General features: G+C 44.3%; 16 protein-coding genes and 1 pseudogene. 16 read left to right on the forward strand and 1 reads right to left on the reverse strand.

Annotated elements, in window-relative coordinates; translation table 11 throughout:
• The first annotated feature begins 63 nt into the window (after positions 1-63).
• The 9 genes from A6D97_RS22090 (at position 64) to A6D97_RS20830 (ending at position 9,541) form a co-directional block, all read left to right on the forward strand.
• Positions 64-240 carry a hypothetical protein gene (locus tag A6D97_RS22090; protein ID WP_017098202.1) on the forward strand — a complete coding sequence of 59 codons (177 nt, stop codon included), beginning with the start codon at positions 64-66 and terminating at the stop codon, positions 238-240.
• Positions 241-489: 249 nt separating this feature from the next.
• The gene (gene ribA / locus A6D97_RS20795; RefSeq protein WP_004733379.1) at positions 490-1,086 is read left to right on the forward strand and encodes a GTP cyclohydrolase II; all 597 of its coding nucleotides are present in this window, start codon (positions 490-492) and stop codon (positions 1,084-1,086) included.
• 176 nt (positions 1,087-1,262) lie between these two features.
• Positions 1,263-2,522, forward strand: a complete 1,260-nt coding sequence (locus A6D97_RS20800; protein ID WP_065585175.1) for an imelysin family protein — start codon at positions 1,263-1,265, stop codon at positions 2,520-2,522.
• A gap of 110 nt (positions 2,523-2,632) precedes the next feature.
• A complete protein-coding gene (locus tag A6D97_RS20805; RefSeq protein WP_065585176.1) occupies positions 2,633-4,021 on the forward strand; it encodes a di-heme oxidoredictase family protein in 1,389 nt (462 codons plus the stop codon).
• A 158-nt stretch (positions 4,022-4,179) separates the two neighbouring features.
• A complete protein-coding gene (locus tag A6D97_RS20810) occupies positions 4,180-5,241 on the forward strand; it encodes an imelysin family protein (RefSeq protein ID WP_065585177.1) in 1,062 nt (353 codons plus the stop codon).
• Positions 5,231-6,316 (forward strand): DUF1513 domain-containing protein, encoded by a 1,086-nt coding sequence (locus A6D97_RS20815; protein ID WP_065585178.1) that lies wholly within the window; start codon positions 5,231-5,233, stop codon positions 6,314-6,316. The genes A6D97_RS20810 and A6D97_RS20815 overlap by 11 nt, the downstream gene beginning before the upstream one ends.
• 80 nt (positions 6,317-6,396) lie before the next feature.
• Positions 6,397-7,935, forward strand: a complete 1,539-nt coding sequence (locus tag A6D97_RS20820) for a L,D-transpeptidase family protein (RefSeq protein WP_065585179.1) — start codon at positions 6,397-6,399, stop codon at positions 7,933-7,935.
• Between the two features lie 198 nt (positions 7,936-8,133).
• A complete protein-coding gene (locus A6D97_RS20825) occupies positions 8,134-8,682 on the forward strand; it encodes a YcbK family protein (protein ID WP_017060953.1) in 549 nt (182 codons plus the stop codon).
• Between the two features lie 205 nt (positions 8,683-8,887).
• On the forward strand, positions 8,888-9,541 hold the full coding sequence (locus tag A6D97_RS20830; protein ID WP_065585180.1) for an MBL fold metallo-hydrolase: 654 nt from the start codon (positions 8,888-8,890) through the stop codon (positions 9,539-9,541).
• Between the two features lie 111 nt (positions 9,542-9,652).
• Here A6D97_RS20830 and A6D97_RS20835 read toward each other — a convergent pair whose 3' ends face one another.
• On the reverse strand, positions 9,653-10,453 hold the full coding sequence (locus tag A6D97_RS20835; protein WP_017060955.1) for a DUF2982 domain-containing protein: 801 nt from the start codon (positions 10,451-10,453) through the stop codon (positions 9,653-9,655).
• A gap of 220 nt (positions 10,454-10,673) precedes the next feature.
• Between A6D97_RS20835 and A6D97_RS20840 the strand changes: the two genes are divergently transcribed.
• The 7 genes and pseudogenes from A6D97_RS20840 (at position 10,674) to A6D97_RS20870 (ending at position 18,608) form a co-directional block, all read left to right on the forward strand.
• On the forward strand, positions 10,674-11,066 hold the full coding sequence (locus tag A6D97_RS20840; protein ID WP_017060956.1) for a hypothetical protein: 393 nt from the start codon (positions 10,674-10,676) through the stop codon (positions 11,064-11,066).
• Positions 11,067-11,619: 553 nt separating this feature from the next.
• Positions 11,620-12,714 (forward strand): TRAP transporter substrate-binding protein, encoded by a 1,095-nt coding sequence (locus tag A6D97_RS20845; RefSeq protein ID WP_017060957.1) that lies wholly within the window; start codon positions 11,620-11,622, stop codon positions 12,712-12,714.
• Positions 12,715-12,911: 197 nt separating this feature from the next.
• The gene (locus tag A6D97_RS20850) at positions 12,912-13,457 is read left to right on the forward strand and encodes a TRAP transporter small permease subunit (protein WP_017060958.1); all 546 of its coding nucleotides are present in this window, start codon (positions 12,912-12,914) and stop codon (positions 13,455-13,457) included.
• A 9-nt stretch (positions 13,458-13,466) separates the two neighbouring features.
• The gene (locus A6D97_RS20855) at positions 13,467-14,750 is read left to right on the forward strand and encodes a TRAP transporter large permease subunit (RefSeq protein WP_065585181.1); all 1,284 of its coding nucleotides are present in this window, start codon (positions 13,467-13,469) and stop codon (positions 14,748-14,750) included.
• Between the two features lie 104 nt (positions 14,751-14,854).
• The gene (locus A6D97_RS20860) at positions 14,855-16,210 is read left to right on the forward strand and encodes a cache domain-containing protein (protein ID WP_019821218.1); all 1,356 of its coding nucleotides are present in this window, start codon (positions 14,855-14,857) and stop codon (positions 16,208-16,210) included.
• Positions 16,203-16,841 (forward strand): response regulator transcription factor, encoded by a 639-nt coding sequence (locus A6D97_RS20865; protein WP_017060961.1) that lies wholly within the window; start codon positions 16,203-16,205, stop codon positions 16,839-16,841. Before A6D97_RS20860 ends, A6D97_RS20865 begins: the two co-directional genes overlap by 8 nt.
• 169 nt (positions 16,842-17,010) lie before the next feature.
• A pseudogene (locus tag A6D97_RS20870) lies at positions 17,011-18,608 on the forward strand (BCCT family transporter).
• The last annotated feature ends 270 nt before the right edge of the window (positions 18,609-18,878 follow it).

An 18,878-nucleotide genomic window follows, 5' to 3' on the forward strand; every position in this document is an offset into this window, starting at 1 on the left:
GACCTGTATTTTGTAACATTAAAGGATTATAAAGGCTAAGCACTGTTATATAAGGATGTATCTGTGGATAACGTAATCTCAAATTTAAAGAAAGAGTTCCATACTCGTGTCCGATCTGACAAATGGGCAGAAAAATACAGTGCAAAGTCGAGCATTTCTACGCTTACTCAAGAAGAGTTAACCGAATTAGAGAACGCTTGGGTTCAGCTTGTCATCTGGAAGCAAACTCAAATAAGTTAATCGTTCTGTAAAAAATCGTAGCCTTAGCCGCAACTGATTAATTTATAACCCCATGCTGGTCATCCCAATGTGGGGTTTTTTGTTACCTGAAAAATTATTGTTATAATATAACAATTAGTGCATGGTCGACCTTGAAAAAAATTGTTAACAGCCTCATAGTGTCTATCATTAGATAGTTAGCTACAAAATATTGCCTAGACATATAATGTAGTGTTGTTAAATACATCGAATTTTCAAGTGAGTATAGCTATGGCGGAAGTGCGTGCCAGAATAGATTTCAAAGTAGGGGTAACAAGCAGTATTGATGCTGAACTTCTGTCTTTTCATGGATTGAAAACAGATAAAGAGCATGTTGCTGTGATATTTAAATCAGCAGACAAGACACAAGACATACCTCTTGTTCGTATGCACTCTGAGTGCCTGACTGGTGATGTTTTCCATTCCTCTCGCTGTGATTGTGGCGAGCAGCTAGACGAAACCATTAGAATTATGGGTGAGACGGGTGGAGTGATTCTTTACTTACGCCAAGAAGGTCGTGGTATTGGTTTATACAATAAAATCGATGCATACCGCCTGCAAAGTGAAGGTATGAACACTTACGAAGCCAATAACCATCTAGGTTTCGGTGATGATTTGCGTGATTTTACTGAAGCGGCAGAAATGCTTCGTGCTTTAGGAACCACAAAAATTCGCCTAGTCACTAACAACCCAAAGAAAATCAATGAGCTGAAATCTTTTGGTATTGAGATTGAAGAAGTGGTGAACACCTCTGCTCATGTTAAGTCGGGTAATGAAAGCTACCTGAAGGCAAAAGTCTCACACGGTAAGCATAATCTGGATATCTGATTAGCCTCTTTGTTGCGCTTAACATAAAAATGTTTAAAGACCTCACATATGTGAGGTTTTTTTGTATTTATCTTGCAATAAAATTGTAAGTTTGTATTATTCCAATCCGTAGTGCAAATGATAATGATTTGCACTATTACTACGAATAATAATTTAAAGCTCAACAAGGATGCTTCATGACTATTAAATCTTTAGTGACAAAAGCCGTAACTTCGTCACTCCTTTTTGCCTCTGCTTCTTCTTTCGCAGCAGTAACTCAAGATCAAGTTGTAGAACATTACGCAGATATTGCTCATGCCGTGTTTGCAGATTCAGTAATTACAGCAAAAGCGTTGAACTCTTCTATTGATACCTTCTTAGCTTCTCCTTCTGCTGGCAATTTCGAACAAATAAAACAAGCTTGGCTTGAGTCTCGCGTACCTTACCAACAGTCAGAAGTATTCCGCTTTGGTAACGTTGTTGTTGACGATTGGGAAGGCCAATTGAACGCATGGCCACTTGATGAAGGCCTAATCGATTACGTTTCGACTGATTACCAATATGAGCTTGGTAACGAAGGCGCTAGCGCAAACATCGTTGCTAATAAAACTTTCCAAATTGGTCAGACAACGGTAGACGCAACCAACATTACTCCAGAACTAATTGCAGATCTCAACGAGATCGGTGGCTCTGAAGCAAACGTAGCGTCTGGCTACCACGCGATTGAATTCCTACTTTGGGGTCAAGATTTAAACGGCACAAACAGCGGTGCAGGTGAGCGTGCTTACACTGACTTCGTTGTTGGCGCTGAGTGTACTAATGGTAACTGTGACCGTCGTGGCGCATACCTAAAAGCATCAGCTGAACTTCTTATCCAAGATCTAGAATGGATGGAAAAACAGTGGGCTGAAGGCGAGAAAGGTAACTACCGTCAAGAGCTTCTTTCTGAATCTAGTGACAACGGCTTACGTAAAATGCTATTTGGCATGGGTTCACTGTCTCTAGGTGAACTAGCGGGTGAGCGTATGAAGGTTGCACTAGAAGCAAACTCTACTGAAGACGAGCACGATTGTTTCTCTGATAACACGCACAACTCTCACTACTACAATGAGCAAGGCATCTACAACGTTTACACGGGTCTATATAAGCGTGAAGACGGCACTCTGCTTTCAGGTCCAAGCCTGTTTGACCTAGTAGAGCAAAAAGATGAGCAAGCTGCGAAAGAGATCCAAAAGCAGTTTGACTTAGCACGTGCACAAGTTGGCCAGCTTGTTGTTTCTGCAGAGAAAAACAACCAGCATTTCGATCAGCTAATTGCTGCTGACAACGCTTCGGGTAACGCACTAGTAAACAAAACAATTGTTGCGCTAGTGTCTCAAACGGCTGCGATTGAGCGTGCTGCTGGTGTGATTGGCATTGATAGCCTTAACCCAGACACGGCTGATCACGAGTTCTAAGAACCCGAGACGAAAATCATAAAGGGCTCTCATTGAGTCCTTAATTGTTTGTTACTCATGAAAGTTACTCCCACATAAAAACTAAAATCAAAAACACAGCAAGGCAATGTATGAAGTCGTATCTCTCAGCCTCACTATTAACCGCACTGTTTTTCTTAGCTCCATTACATGCCCATGAAACCTACTCAGGTGGCAAAACAACCGTGAAGAAAGAGGGAGCAAACGCTTTTTCTCTTCCTGCTGCCAACCTACCAATGAGCAAACGCTTAGATTTCAGTGTAGGTAACAGCTTCTTTAGAAACCCTTGGGTTCCTGCACCATCATCAACCGATGCACGTGATGGATTGGGCCCATTGTTTAACACCAACGGTTGTCAAAACTGTCACATCAAAGATGGTCGTGGCCACGCGCCAGAAAAAGGCGATGAGAACGCGGTATCCATGCTGGTTCGCTTGAGTATTCCTGCTGAAACACCAGAGCAGAGACAAGCCTTTATTCGCGATGGTGGCATTCCAGAACCGACTTACGGTGGACAGCTACAAGATTTCGCGCTTCAAGGTGTGAAACCAGAGGGTAAAGTGAACATCAGTTACACCGATGTTCCTGTTGAATTCAAAGACGGCACGGTTGTTACTCTACGTAAACCAACATTAAAAATCACTGAACTCGCGTTTGGTAAAATGCACCCTAAAACAGAATTTTCGGCTCGTGTTGCGCCACCAATGATCGGCCTAGGTCTGCTTGAGAGCATCCCACAAGAAACGATTCTTGGCTTCGCGAAGCAACAAGCTGCGGACAGCCAAGGCGTAACAGGCAAAGCCAATTATGTTCTTGATGTTCAAACTAACGAAATGGCGTTGGGTCGATTTGGTTGGAAAGCCGGACAGCCAAACCTAATGCAACAAAATGCTGCAGCATTTAACGGCGATTTGGGCTTAACAAGCAGTTTGTTCCCGAACGAAAACTGCACATCAGCGCAATCAACCTGTGATGATTTTCCAAATGGTGGTGAACCTGAAGTCAGCGATAATATCCTAGATTTTGTTGAGTTCTATTCGCAGCATTTGGCGGTTCCAATTCGTCGCAACGTTGATAAGCCTGCGGTTGTTCAAGGTAAAAAACTGTTTAAAGCTATTGGTTGCCAAAGTTGCCACCAAGCTGAAATTCGCACAGCAGAACGTGAAGGCTTACCTGCGTTGTCTAAACAGCTAATCAGCCCATATACCGATATGTTACTGCACGATATGGGAGAAGGCTTAGCCGACAATCGCCCAGAGTATCTAGCAAACGGTCAAGAGTGGCGCACCACGCCATTGTGGGGATTAGGCTATACCAAAGAAGTGAATGGTCACACCTTCTTACTTCATGACGGTCGTGCGAGAAATGTTATGGAAGCTGTGCTTTGGCATGGCGGTGAAGCAGAAATGGCGAAACAAAACGTTTTAGATCTTAGTAGCAGCGAGCGTGAAGCACTATTGGCGTTTTTAAACTCGTTATAAGCTGAGTTGAATTCAGTTTAGTTAACGGCTAATGACTTAAGAAAGCCGCTATTAAACCACTTAGCACCGCTGAACTTGTAGCAATACGAGGCCAGCGGTCGTTTCGCATTTAATGAACTCATATAATTAAAAGAAAAATTAGGAAGTAAGGTAACAGCATGACACATAAATTTTTGTTAATGCCTTTGTCGGCATTAATTATGGCAGGCTGCCAATCATCGGGTGAGCAAGCCGCTTCATCTGAGGTTAACGGTGTGTCTTATCAAGCAGACACGACCGACCACATCAGTCGCAGTGTCTATCAACAAGAGTTTGATTCAGCGGTGCTATTCGCGAAGCAATCGAGCGAATTAGAAGCTCTGATGCAAGGTTACTGTGAAACGGATAACGTTGAGTTAGACGCTTTGAAAGATCAATGGCAGATCACAATGAACAGCTGGATGGCACTACAAGGCCAAGAAAGAGGTCCAACAGCAGCGCTTGAAGAGAGCTGGAATGTTCAATTCTGGCCAGACAAAAAGAACACGACGGGTCTTAAGATGCGTCAGTTAACTCAGCAGAACAAAGCTTGGACTCAAGACGAAATCGCGCAGCAGAGTGTGACGGTTCAAGGGCTAGGTGCGTTGGAGTGGTCTCTGTACGACGAGCAATCTCCATTACTGCAAGACAAAGCGTCTGGTTGTCTATCTTCACAAGCGATCGCACAAAACTTGGCAATGAAATCGGCCTCTATTGCTGAGGCATGGCAGGTTAACCCTTGGTTAGCGCTAGACGAGACTCGTTGGGAGTCTGAATACATCGCTTTATTGACCAACCAACTTGATTACAGCATGAAAAAACTGAGTCGTCCGATGGCTAAAATTGGTCATCCACGCCCTTACTTCTCGGAATCATGGCGCGCTCAAACCTCAATGACTCAACTAAAAGCCAATGTAGCAGCACTTCAGAATTTGTACCTTGCCGGTGGCAATGGCCTAGACGGCTTGTTGAGAGAGAAGGGCTTAAACGACCTAGCTGATCGCGTTGCTGACCAGTTCACATTGACGCTAGATACTTGGCCTACAGACTCAAGCTTGTTTGAGTTATTGCAGAGCAAAGAGGGCTACCGCGAGGTGCTGACTCAATACAACAAACTAGAACGTTTGAAGTACCTGATTCATGAAGAAGTGGCGATAGAGCTTGGCGTGGTAATAGGATTTAATGCTACCGATGGTGACTGATACTACACGAAGAACCTTACTGAAAGCAGCACTTGGGTGTGCTGCTGTGCCTGTGCTGCCGTTCGGATGTGCTAGCCGTTCAGGTGAAAGCGCATCGAATAAACCTCAACTGATTGGCTGTGCGCTTAATGGTCGTGGTCAATATTCTGCAGTTGTGGCTGACGAATTTGGCATGCCACTGAGCCAACTTCCCATCCCCAATCGTGGCCATGGCGTCGCGATTTGCCCAACCTCATCGCATGCGGTGGTTTTTGCCCGTCGTCCTGGTGACTATTTTATGGTGTTTGACTACAAAAACGGTCAGCAGATCAAAATGGTGGTGAAAGGTAACAACCGCCACTTCTATGGTCATGGCGTTTACTCATTAGACGGCACACTATTGTATGCCACTGAAGGGAAAACCGACACCAGTCAAGGCGTGATTGGCGTTTACGATGTCGCGCAAGGCTATCGTAAGGTCGAAGAGTTCACTGGTTTCGGTATCGGCCCACATGAAGTGATCATCATGCCGGATGGTAATCTCGCGATCGGCGTTGGTGGCGTTCATACTGATGGTAGAACACCGAAAAACCTCGATTCGATGCTGCCGAGCTTGAGTTATGTTTCTCCTGAAGGTGTGTTACTTGATCAGGTTGAATTGTTGGATAAGAAGCTGAGCATTCGACATTTAGCCCATGATGGTGCTGAAACGGTACTTTGTGGCCAGCAATATCGTGGTGAACCAGATGAGTATCCTTCGCTATTGGCGATGCATACTAAAGGCGGCCAGTTTGTATCACTGAACGCAGAGCCTGAGCAATGGGCAAGGTTCAATCACTATATCGCCAGTATTGCGGCGTCAGACGATTGGATTATTGCGACTTCGCCAAGAGGCAATTGCTACGGTATTTGGTCGAAAGAGACCAAAGAATTAGTAGAACTGTCTGCATTATCTGACGCTTCTGGTGCTGTGCTGTTTGATGGTGAGTTTCGATTAAGCTCTGGGGCGGGCAGTGTGGTTAGCCAGCGCAAGCCTTATGAGAAATCAACTCAGCAATCATCGGTCCAGTGGGATAACCATTGGAGTTCAATCTGATTTATAAAGCCTCTTAAAAATAACATGCTTACTCCGATTTCTTTGCCATACTTATGAGATGGTTGGTGATGGAGTTAAGCATGTTCGCAAAATACTTCTGTGGATTATTAGTTCTAGTTTCTGTGCACGCATGGAGCTATACGAGTTCTGACGAGAGCCGATTTCTTCCGGCTGATTCGGAGCTCTCTTTTATGCTGATTTATCCAGAGCTTACCCAGAGTATTTATCAAGACTCATCTCTGCCTATTCTTTGGGATTCACCTGAACTTGTTAAGGCGTTTGAATTTCAATTGTCGCTTCTCGAACAAGCTCAAATGGCACCACTCTTCGATCGACAACTCAAGCAAATTCGTCACTATCAATCCCATGCTCAATGGCGAGAGTCGGACATATTACTCACCGATACTTTTATCTACTACCTGAGCTACGTTGAAAATGCGCCGCTTGCCGGTAAAGAGTGGTACTTCTCGGGCAAGCTGCATTCCAAATTACCAGCGCCTTCTCCGCATATCCTGATGAGATTAAAAAGCAGCGTCGCCAATGATTACTTATTGGAGATGGTGTTGTCTTACGCGCCGCCTGTTGGGGATTTTGACCAATTCAAAGCAACCTATTCGGTGTTAGAAACCGCCTCTGAACTCAATATTGAACGATATAGACAGAAAGGTTTGAAGCGCTTGGGTGACGAGCTTTCAGACAAGACGGTTCTTGTTGAGCGCATTGCTTTGGTTGGTGTTGATACCTCGATGATCGCGGTCGATTTTCCCAAGTTCGATCGAGATCTGCAAAAGGCGATTAAATCTTTCCAACGCATGCACGGTCTTACGGATGATGGGATCATCGGGCCAGACACGATCAAATGGATCAATATGGGCTTTGATGATCGACTTACTTCCCTAGCATTGAACGCCGAGCGTGCCCGCTTATGGCCAAGAAATAGAGACTCACTGATTGTGGTGAATGTACCTAGTTTTGATATGAAGTATTGGGAAGATGGGGAAGAGGTTTTTGAATCTAAAGTTGTGGTTGGGAGAAAATCGAGAAAAACACCACTCTTAGAGATAAAGCTTGATTCGGTTATCTTAAATCCGACTTGGAACGTGCCATGGAAAATCATGGTTAAAGATATCTTGCCTAAAGTAAAAGCCGACGAGAGTTATCTTGAAACACACAATTTTCAAGTGATCGATGGTTGGCGTTCGATGGAAACTGTCGATACTACCGAGATAGATTGGCAAACGATTAACTTTAACTCTTTTCCTTATCGAATGCGCCAGCAAGCAGGCTCTAGTAACGCATTGGGTTTGTATAAGTTCAATACGCCCAACAAGCGAGCCATCTATCTCCATGACACCCCAAGTAAAAGCTTGTTTAACGATGACTTCCGCGCCTATAGCTCTGGTTGTATTCGTGTTGAGCATGCCGAGGAACTCGCGGAGTTGTTATTTGCGACAAAGGTAAAGAAAGTGCCGAATCAGGATGATGAACTTGCGCCCAATACTAAGGTTCGTCTCAAGAAGCGAATTCCAGTGCATATCATTTATCAAACCGTGTTGTTTGAAGAAGGAGGCATACAATACCGCGGTGATATCTACCAATATGATAAAGAGGGCGGTTGATTGAAATATGGTCAAGAAAGGTGATCTTGACTGAAAAATGACAACCAAGCTTCTATTGATAAAATTATAATGAGTATCAATAACTAACCGTGCAAAGGTTACAAATACTAACGTTTTGCACGGTTTTTGTACGTTGACGCAGCAAATTCCATTATGTATCGTGCATTTTTCGTTCGATCTAATTGGTTTTTTTGCTGTATGTCTCAAAGTTTATTTTCACGCCGTCAGTTTCTGACTTACGCTGGTGGTACTGCTGTAGTCGCCTCTCTTACTCCTTCTATCGCTTTCGCTTCATACCCGGATCAACCAAGAACGATTAGCATGAACAATCTTCACACTGGTGAACGATTAGAGACTTGTTATTTCGATGGCACTAACTATGTTGGTGACGAGATGGCACGCCTTAGCAAACTGTGCCGTGACTTCCGCCGCAATGAGATTCATCCAATGGATAAGAACCTGTTTGATCAGATCACTCAGATTCAAAATGTACTGGGTATTCAAAAAGAAGTTCAAATCATCTCTGGCTACCGCTCTCCAGCAACCAACGAAGCGTTGCGCTCTAAGTCGAGTGGTGTCGCTAAAAAGAGCTATCACATGCTTGGTAAAGCGATCGATTTTCGTATCGATGGTGTTGATTTAAAGGAACTGAGAGACGTAGCTAAAAGTCTGCAAGCAGGTGGTGTTGGTTATTACGCTCGTAGTAACTTCATCCACATTGATACTGGTCCAGTTCGCAGCTGGTAGAGCTAAGCTGAGTTATTGAGTGATACGGTAGGCACTTGTCAAAGTAGACATCCAATGTCATAGTTTGCCCAAATTTCAGTTTGTTCTAATAATTCGGTTTATTGCTGCTCAGTTTGTTGCTGTTTAGTTTGTTATTGTTGGGTTTGTTGCCAATAACATAGCGATATTCGAGTTGTTCACCAGATTCGCTCTTTAAGGTTTGTATATGTCTCTTAAGTATCAAGTTGTACCTGTTACCTCTTTTTCTCAGAACTGCTCGATTGTGTGGTGTGATGAAACCATGGATGGCATCGTTGTCGATCCGGGCGGTGATGTTCAACAACTCGCGGCTATCATTGAAGAACTCGGTGTTAAGGTTGTGAACTTGGTACTGACGCACGGTCACTTAGATCATGTTGGCGGTACGGTACCACTTGCTGAGATCTTGAAGGTTGAAATTGTGGGCCCGCATAAGGCAGACAACTTCTGGCTACAAGGTCTAGAGAATCAAAGTCAGATGTTTGGTTTCCCACTGTGTAAAGCTTTTGAACCAAACACTTGGTTAGAAGAGGGCGACAAAGTCACTTTTGGTAATCAAGTGATTGATGTGATTCACACGCCGGGCCACACGCCAGGTCACGTTGTACTGTTCAGTGAGCAAGCTCGTTTAGCGTTTGTGGGTGATGTGTTGTTTAACGGCGCAATTGGCCGTACTGACTTCCCACAAGGTGACTTCAATACGCTTATCGCTTCAATCAAGACTAAGCTTTGGCCACTAGGCAGTGACGTAACATTCGTTCCGGGCCATGGTCCTGAATCGACATTCGGTCGCGAGCGTGCATCAAACCCGTTCGTCGCAGATGAAATGCCTCTGTACTAATTAAATCTTTGATTTTCCAACCGATTATTTGTGTCGATTGATTGAAAATGAAGCTTAGCTTTTGTCCTGAAAGCTAAGCTTTTTTATTGTGTGTGAACTTACTGGTAAACCTTAATCAGAAAGACGTTCAGCGGCAGCCAAGTAGCGTCGAGCCAGCCCCACAAACTCTTCTCCACTCATATTCAAATCATGGGTTGATATGAAAATGTCATAACCGTGGAAGCCCCTTTGATATTTCATTCTGTTGGCAAGCATCGCCTGCAATCCAGAATAGTTTTTAATCACCGCGTTTGGACTGTTTGTCTCATTCGGTGAATCAAGGTTGTCCTGTGATTGGTTATCGTTGAAATTTACGTTGTCGGTATTCTGCGACTCTTTGTATTGGCTTAGTTCGACACAGCCACTTTCAGTACAACGCGCATGGTAATGCGATGAGTCGAGAACCATATCCTCAAAGTTGGACTCTTTGCCTGCTTGTTTGGCTCCTAAGTACAAAAGTGCTCGTTGGCTGAGCAATAATTCACAAGTTATTTTAGGGCAAATCGAATCGAGGTAGGGCGAGTAATCTTTTACTTTAATTCCGACCCAGGGCAGAGGTTGATGCCAACCATCTTGTTCATAAGTGCAAAGACCAATTTTTTGGATGTTACTCCATTTTAAAACCCAACCCCCTTTGTAAAAGTGCTGCTGAAAATGAGTCGGGGTAAGTGTGAACATCACTCGGCTGCGCAGCATCAAATAGTAGCCAGTTCCCAGAAGCGCAATACTGCAAAAAGCACCCACGATCAGTAACTTTGGATTGTCACTGTAGAGCGAAACGATCAAGCAAATGAAGCCTAAAATAATGGCGAGGATACGGTACGAGCGAGTGAATGAAGGCAAAGAGAAATTACTAAGGTGACGAGTGTCCATAGGTAACACCAAGTTTTCATATTTTTGTCTGGATGGATAACCAGTGTATATGACCCTGAATTGATAAGTCGATGTTTAAATAATAGACGCTAGTAGACAATATCGGTATTTTTCGTCGACTTTCGACGCTTCACTCTACAAATAGCTCCTGTTTTTTGGTATAAATCGCGCTTCAAATTTTCACCACTGCGAAAAGAGCAGTGAACTGGAGAAATATTCAATGAGACTTGCTCATAAGCGTAAGGTGCAGGCTAAACTGCAGAAACGCACTAAAGCGGCTGTAGTTAAAGCAGTGGCAACGCCGAAAAAAGCGAAGCCTGTCGCAGAGAAAGTTGTAGCAGAAAAAACTGTAGCAGCAAAACCAGCGGTAGAGAAAGCAGTAGCAGCAACTAAAGAAGTTGCAGTAGCACTGACTCCTAAGCAACAACAAGTTCTAGACATCGTTGTTAGCAATGCTGAAGGCATTAACCCTAAAGGTATCGGCCTAGAAGCTGGTCAAGAAGACGCGAAAGCAGCTTCATGGGCAACAGGCGCATTGAAAAAACTTCTTGAAGAAAACCTAGTAGCGAAAGAGCAGCTAGCAGGTAACAAGGTTATCTACAAAGCTATCTAATCCTGTGGGATTACATTCGCTTCGTTAAGTTTTTAAGCCTCGATTTTCGAGGCTTTTTTGTATCTGGCACATTATGCCAAGTCCGAGCCCAAATCCAAGCCTAAACCTAGGCTCTATAATCTCAATTCCAATTCGATATACGGCTTAACTGATTAGTGTTGTCTCGTGCCAGAGCTTCGAATCAGCAAGCACTAAATTAGGGCGTTAGCTAGGTAGATCAAGAGAGCAAAGCCTTGATTTTTTCCCCTAAAATACAGCAATGAATAGAGCTTCATCACGAAATGGCAATCAATTGTTAAGAGTATTTAATTATTAATACTTAGGTATTTATCAATACGCATTGCCTTGGTGAATATCCAAACTCCTTTGAAATCGACACTATTCAATCATCTCCTACGTAGTTCTACTTAATCCTTTGGTCTAATACGTAACTTTGTTAACGCCATGCGTGCGTGCTCTCCCTGATATCTTGTTGCCTCATCACGGTGCACTCTTATGTTGAATCATAAAAAATGCTCATAGAAAGAGTGTTAACCCAACAAAGGACGTGAACATGAGTCTCATTTCTAACTCCCTCACACGAGTTTTTAAAAACGTTGCAGTAACTGCTGCGGCTTGTTTAGCTTTGGTCGCTACTGGTGCTACAGCCGCTGATAAGGTTTACCGTTTAAAACTTGCGGAAACTTGGGGACCAAACTTCCCAGTTTTCGGTGATGCAACCAAAAACATGGCGGCGATGGCTGAGAAGATGTCGAATGGTCGACTGCAAATCAGAATCGATTCAGCAAACAAACACAAAGCACCTCTTGGCGTTTTTGACATGGTTAAGTCTGGTCAATACGACATGGGTCACTCAGGCTCTTACTACTGGAAAGGTAAAGTTCCAAACACTCTTTACTTCACTTCTATGCCTTTCGGTATGACGCCAGCAGAACAATACGCGTGGTTCTATCACGGTGGTGGTATGGAGTTAATGGAGCAGGTTTACTCTCCACATAACTTGATGTCTTTCCCTGGTGGTAACACGGATATCCAGATGGGGGGTTGGTTTCAAAAAGAGATCAACAGCGTTGAAGATCTACAAGGTCTGAAAATGCGAATCCCGGGCTTTGCAGGCGAGATTCTTGCTGAGCTAGGTGCTAAACCGACGAACATTGCCCCAGGTGAACTTTACACGTCTCTAGAGCGTCGCACGATTGATGCACTAGAGTGGGTAGGTCCATCGCTGGATTTACGAATGGGCTTCCACAAAATCGCGCCTTACTACTACACAGGTTGGCACGAGCCGGGTTCAGAGCTTCAATTCCTAGTGAACAAGCGTACATGGAACAAGCTGCCTGAAGACCTACAAGAAATCTTACGTGTTGCAATGCGTACTGCGGCTTACGACATGTACACACAAGCAACGCACGAAAGTGGTAAGAACTGGGTTTCAATGAAGACAGAATACCCAGATGTACAAGTGAAAGATTTCCCACCAGAGGTTATGTCTGCTCTGAAAGAAGCGAACGATCGCCTACTGGCTGCACATGCTGAGAAAGATGAGCTAGCAAAAGAGATTCAAGCTTCACAAGCAAGCTACCTAGAGCAAGTACGTTCATGGACGGATATTTCACATAGAGCTTATCTAAATAGCCAAGCGAAATAATCGACAGTTGTTGAACTGAATCTAAATGAACCCGAAGCTTTTCTTATTGAGTATTTAAGAGTGAATAAGCCGAGGGTTCATTTAAAACATAATAACTAAGCAGGATAAATCCTGTATTACGCTCAAGAACCTTTTCTACGTCCTACAGCTCGTTACCTCAGCTGCGCGATGTCTTTTCAAATTCCATGGAGTCGGGAATGCGAAGTCTAATTTATATTGAACGCCTGTTTAATCGTATCGGTGACGCACTGGGATGGCTTTCCAGTATGTTGTTTATTTTACTTATCGCCAACGTCGTGTATGACGTTGTCATGAGATATGCCTTCAACGATGTCTCTATCGCCTTCCAAGAGATGGAATGGCACCTTTTCTCCGCCGTTTTCCTACTCGGTGTTCCTTATGCCATCAAGGCTGGTGGCCATGTTCGAGTTGACGTGTTCTATGAGCAACTGAGCTTTAAAGCACAAGCGATTATTGACCTGCTTGGCACGCTTATCTTTCTACTTCCGTTTTGCCTGCTGGTGGCTTGGTTTGGTATCGATGTTGCCAAAGAGAGTTATGAACTGGGTGAAACCTCAGGCGATCCCGGTGGCCTGCCGTATCGCTGGATCATCAAAGCTATGATCCCGCTGTCATTCTTTTTGATGGCACTCAGTGGCGTAGGTTTGATCCTGCATTCACTGAATAAGATTTTTAATCCGCATCTTATCCATGCAAACAATATTCATACAAAAAACAAGTAGAGGCTGAACATGATTGGAATAGTAATGTTTTTCGTAGCCTTGTTTGCGCTTTTACTTGGCTTCCCAGTGGCGTTTACCTTTGGTGGTATCGCGTTAATCTTTGGTGTTTGGGCTGAGGGCATTGAAATGTTTGCCTTCATGCCATATCGAATTCAATCCATTATGGAAAACACGGTTCTGATGGCCGTTCCATTGTTTGTTTTTATGGGGCTCGTTCTACAAAAGACCAAGCTTGCTGAGCAGTTGCTTGAGTCTATGGGGCGACTGTTTGGCGGCGTTCGTGGTGGTATCGCAATCTCGACGGTACTCGTAGGTTCTCTGCTTGCCGCTTCTACTGGCGTGGTTGGTGCTTCTGTTGTTGCGATGGGCCTTATCTCCCTACCTGTAATGCTCAAGTACAATTACGACAAAGGCTTAGCCTGCGGCACTATTTGTGCGTCTGGTACGCTAGGGCAGATCATTCCACCCTCCATCGTATTGATTCTATTGGGTGATGTTCTAGGTGTTCCTGTAGGCGACTTGTTCCAAGCGGCGATTTGGCCGGGTGTGATGCTGGTCGGCGCGTACATCGTTTATATCTTGATATACGCGAAGCTACACCCTGAAGCGGCTCAACCGATTGAACGTGATGACTCTATCAGCCGTAAGCAAGAAGTGTTTAATGCACTGAAAGCGATTATTCCGCCTTTAGCGCTCATCATTGTTGTACTGGGCTCTATCTTTGCAGGTGTTGCTACGCCAACCGAGTCAGCGGCATTAGGTGGCGCGGGTGCGATGATTCTTGCACTGCTTTACGGTCAGTTTAGTTGGTCGATGGTCTACGACGCGTCGAAAGAGACGGTGAAAGTAACCGCGATGGTATTTGCTATCTTGTTGGGTGCAACGGCATTCTCAATGGCGTTTACCTACACTGGTGGTGACTATCTGGTTGAAGAGTGGATGCTACAACTGCCAGGTGAAAAATGGGGCTTCTTGATCATTACCATGCTGGTGATTCTGATTCTGGGGTTCTTCATCGACTTCGTAGAGATCTGTTTCATCATTGTGCCGATCATTGCGCCAGTTGCTGAACTGATGGGCATCAACATGACATGGTTCGCTATCCTTATCGCGATGAACCTACAAACCTCATTCCTGACGCCGCCATTTGGTTTTAGTCTGTTCTATCTCAAAGGCGTAGCACCTAAAGGTGTGACAACTAAGGACATCTACCGAGGCGTGATGCCGTTCATTCTGATTCAAATCCTCGTACTTGGATCACTTCTCGCTTTCCCATCTTTCTATGGAATGTGAGTGAAGCCAAGAATGTGAATGATATGTTTCAACGGCTATCTATAAATTGCTAAAGTAAAACGGCTTATTGATGTTCAGTAAGCCGTTTTTTGTGAGGGAAAGGAATGCCTCTAAAAGCCAAGCTGATTTTGCTGACGCTGCTCCCGTTGCTGCTGGTAACGGCGAGTATTAGCTGGATCTCGCTGCACCAGACTAAAACGTTAGGCGCTAAAGAAGTCGAGATCTTTAGAGATAGCCTAATCAAGTCGCGTGAAAACGCCCTCAAAGACACGGTTGACCTCGCTTTCGACGCCATAGAACACGTCTATAACGATCCAAATATCCAAGAAGCCCAAGCCAAAAAAAAAGTTCGAACCATATTGTCTAAACTTAGATATGGCTCTGATGGGTACTTCTTCGCATACGATCGCCACGGGACCAACTTGGTTCATCCAATTCAGCCAGAATTGATAGGCCAAAACCTACTCCAACTGCAAGATGAAGATGGCGATTTTCTGATAGAGGCTCTGTTAAGAGAAGCGCAAACCGGAGGCGGGTTTCACCAGTATTTGTGGCAAAAGCCTTCGACGGGTGAGGTGGTGTCTAAGCTGAGCTACGCCGCTTGGTTAGAGCGTTGGGACTGGATGATTGGCACCGGCTTGTATATTGAAGACGTACACCAAGAAGTGGCTTCGATGCAGGCTGCGATAAATAAGAATATTGAAACCACGTTCTTTTCGATTGTGGTGATTTTGAGCGTAACGGTCGCGGTCATCATCGTGCTGACCTTGGCTATTAACATGCATGAACATCGGATTGCTGATAACAACTTAAAGGAGCTGGCGCATAAGACGGTGATGTTCCAAGAAGACGAGAAGAAGCATCTAGCGCGTGAGTTGCATGATGGTATTAACCAATTATTAGTGTCGAGTCGTTGCCATTTGGAACTGCTCGGTAATAAGCTACAAAATGAAGACCTTAAAGCACATTTGAATAAGTCGCAGCATTCACTGATGCGAGCGATCGAAGAAGTGAGGCACATCTCGCATCAACTTCGTCCAAGTTCGTTGGATGATATTGGTTTAGAGGCGGCATTGTCTTCATTGTTGTTAGATTTTCAGGCGCATTCGGGTATTGAAGTAGAAACCTTGTTTAGCACTCAACAGGGTAAGTTGAAATCTGAGGCTGCGACAACCTTGTATCGAGTGGTGCAAGAGTCGCTGAATAATATCGAGAAACACGCGCAAGCGACCAAAGTAACGGTTATCGCTCAGCAAATTGGTAATGTGTTGCAACTACTGATTCAAGATAACGGTGTCGGTTTCAACACCTATAAAGCAATGGAAAAACGAGGGATCGGGCTGCGTAACATGAGAGAGCGAGTGGAGTTCATCGGTGGTGACTTTGAATTGATGAGTGAGATTGGCCTCGGAACGGAAATTACAGTGTTACTGACACTAGAGGGATTAATGAATGAGTGAAGTTATTCGAGTTGTGATTGCTGATGATCACCAAGTGGTACTGGATGGCTTTATGGCGAGATTGGAACTCGAGCCAGATATTAGCGTGATAGGTACCGCCAGCAATGGACTAGAAGCGGTAGAGGTCGTTAAGTCTCTGCGCCCTGATGTGGTGTTGATGGATATCAGCATGCCTATCATGAATGGCATTGATGCCACCCATCTGATTAAAGAAGAAGACCCAGAAGCCAAGGTCCTGATGCTGACCATGCATAACAACCGTGAATACATCATGAAGGTGATGCAGTCGGGTGCTGTCGGTTACATGTTGAAAGAGATTTCGGCTGAAAAAATGGTACAGGCAATCAAAACGGTCAATCAAGGATCGACCTATTTCTGTGAAAAAGTCACGCAGAATTTGTTTACTCAGCCGATTACTCCCACGCCATCTGTCAAGAATCCATTGAGCAGACGTGAAGAGGCTGTGCTGAAATTAGTCGCAAAAGGGGAGAGCAGTAAAGAGGTCGCAAAGGCGCTGAATATCAGCTATCGAACGGTAGAAACCCATAGGCAAAATATTAAGCATAAGCTCGATATTCACTCTACGGCAGAGCTTGCTAAATATGCGGTCAGCTCCGGGCTTGTGGACTGATCTTACGCTAAATAACGTTAAATGTGTAATTTAATTACTAAATGTGTAATTTACGCCTCCTTTATGGAGGTTTTTTTAGTATTTTTGCGACAGGTTGATATTCTTCTTTTCGAAATTTAAGCGCCGAATGCAATGTTGCAAACTGTGCGCTGCAAATTAGAGAGGAAGCATGGAGCCTGTAAAAGATAGGTATAGTATTGAAAATACCGATTATACAGTAGGACAAGATAACGTTCAGAAATGGGTTTTTGATGTTCATAACCCAGTATTTGGAATCAGTGCAGGGGCGATCATTATCTTCCTGTTGGCACTTCTAGTCGCAGACCCTGAAACCGCAAAAGCGGCGCTTGATGGAATCAAATGGAAAGTCATTGGTAACTTCGATGGTTTCTTCATGTGGGCAGCAAACATCTTCGTAATTTTCTGTTTTGCCCTCATTGTCTCCCCGTATGGCAAGATACGTATTGGTGGCAATGATGCCAAAGCAGAGCACTCAAACCTATCTTGGATGTCGATGTTATTCGCCGCAGGAATGGGTATTGGCTTAATGTTCTGGGGTGTTGCTGAGCCAGTAGCTTATTTCACTGGCTGGTATGAAACACCACTAGGTGTTGAAGCTTACTCTCCTGAAGCGGCGAAGTTGGCTCTTGGTGCAACCATCTACAACTGGGGTCTGTACGGTTGGGCGATTTACGCGGTTGTTGCTCTAGCGCTTGCCTTCTTCACCTTCAATAAAGGTTTACCTCTATCAATCCGCTCTATTTTCTACCCTATCTTGGGTGATAGAACTTGGGGTTGGTTTGGTCATATTGTTGATATCGTCGCTGTGCTTGCAACGCTATTTGGCCTTGCAACTTCATTGGGCTTAGGTGCTCAACAAGCGACCAGTGGTATTAACCATGTATTTGGTACCGATGGCGGTATTGGCATGCAGCTGATTGTTATCGCAGTGGTTACTTTCTTAGCGACAATGTCCGTGGTTCGTGGCATCAACGGTGGTGTAAAGCTTCTGAGTAATGTGAACATGCTGGTTGCTTTGGGCTTACTTATCTTCGTTGCCATCGCTGGTGGCATGGCGGGTATTAAAGCAATCCCAACCGCGCTAATGGGCTACATTGAAAACTTCATTCCCTTAAGCAATCCTCACGGTCGTGATGACGAAACGTGGATGCAAGGTTGGACGGTATTCTACTGGGCATGGTGGATGTCTTGGTCACCATTCGTAGGCATGTTCATCGCTCGTATCTCTAAAGGTCGAACGATTCGTGAATTCATCGTTGCTGTATTGTTCATCCCAACGACAGTAATCATCATCTGGATGGCTATTTTCGGTGGCATCGCGATTGATCAAGTGGCGAACAAGGTGGGCGAGATTGGTGTGAATGGTCTGCAAGATATTACACTTTCTCTTTTCCATACTTACGATGCTCTGCCAATGAGCTCTGTGCTTTCAGTGGTATCGATTGGTTTGATTATGGTGTTCTTTATCACCTCTTCTGATTCAGGCTCATTGGTTATCGATAGCATTACCTCTGGCGGTAAAGTGGATTCACCTGTTCCTCAACGTGTTTTTTGGGCGTTGATGGCGGTGCGATTGCTGCGGTTCTATTGTGGGTTGGTGGCACAGAATCTATCCAAGCATTGCAAGCCGGTACCGTTTCTATGGCACTTCCATTTGCGTTCATATTATTGCTTATGTGCCTAAGCTTATTACTCGGTTTACGAACTGAAAATCAATTGGTTAAGCACCAAAATGCTTTGAGTTAAAAGTATTTTTGATAAAAAGGTCGACAGGGTCGACCTTTTTTTCGTCATAAACTTGAGTAATTACGTGAATATTGTTTGAAATTCCATCGAACCGATTCTGGTTTACTGAAAACAACAAGTTAACCTGCTAAACTTCAGACATCCAAGTATTTGAATTATTGTGACAACAGCTTGTACTACTTGGATCGTAGGTTCGAGTTTGTAATTAAGTCGCAGGTAAGTAAGGAATACGAGGTCAATAGACCCTAATAGAATTCCGTAGAGAGGGAT

The organism is Vibrio sp. ZF57 (genome assembly GCF_001691235.1).
GTDB classification, from domain to species: Bacteria; Pseudomonadota; Gammaproteobacteria; order Enterobacterales; family Vibrionaceae; genus Vibrio; species Vibrio crassostreae_C.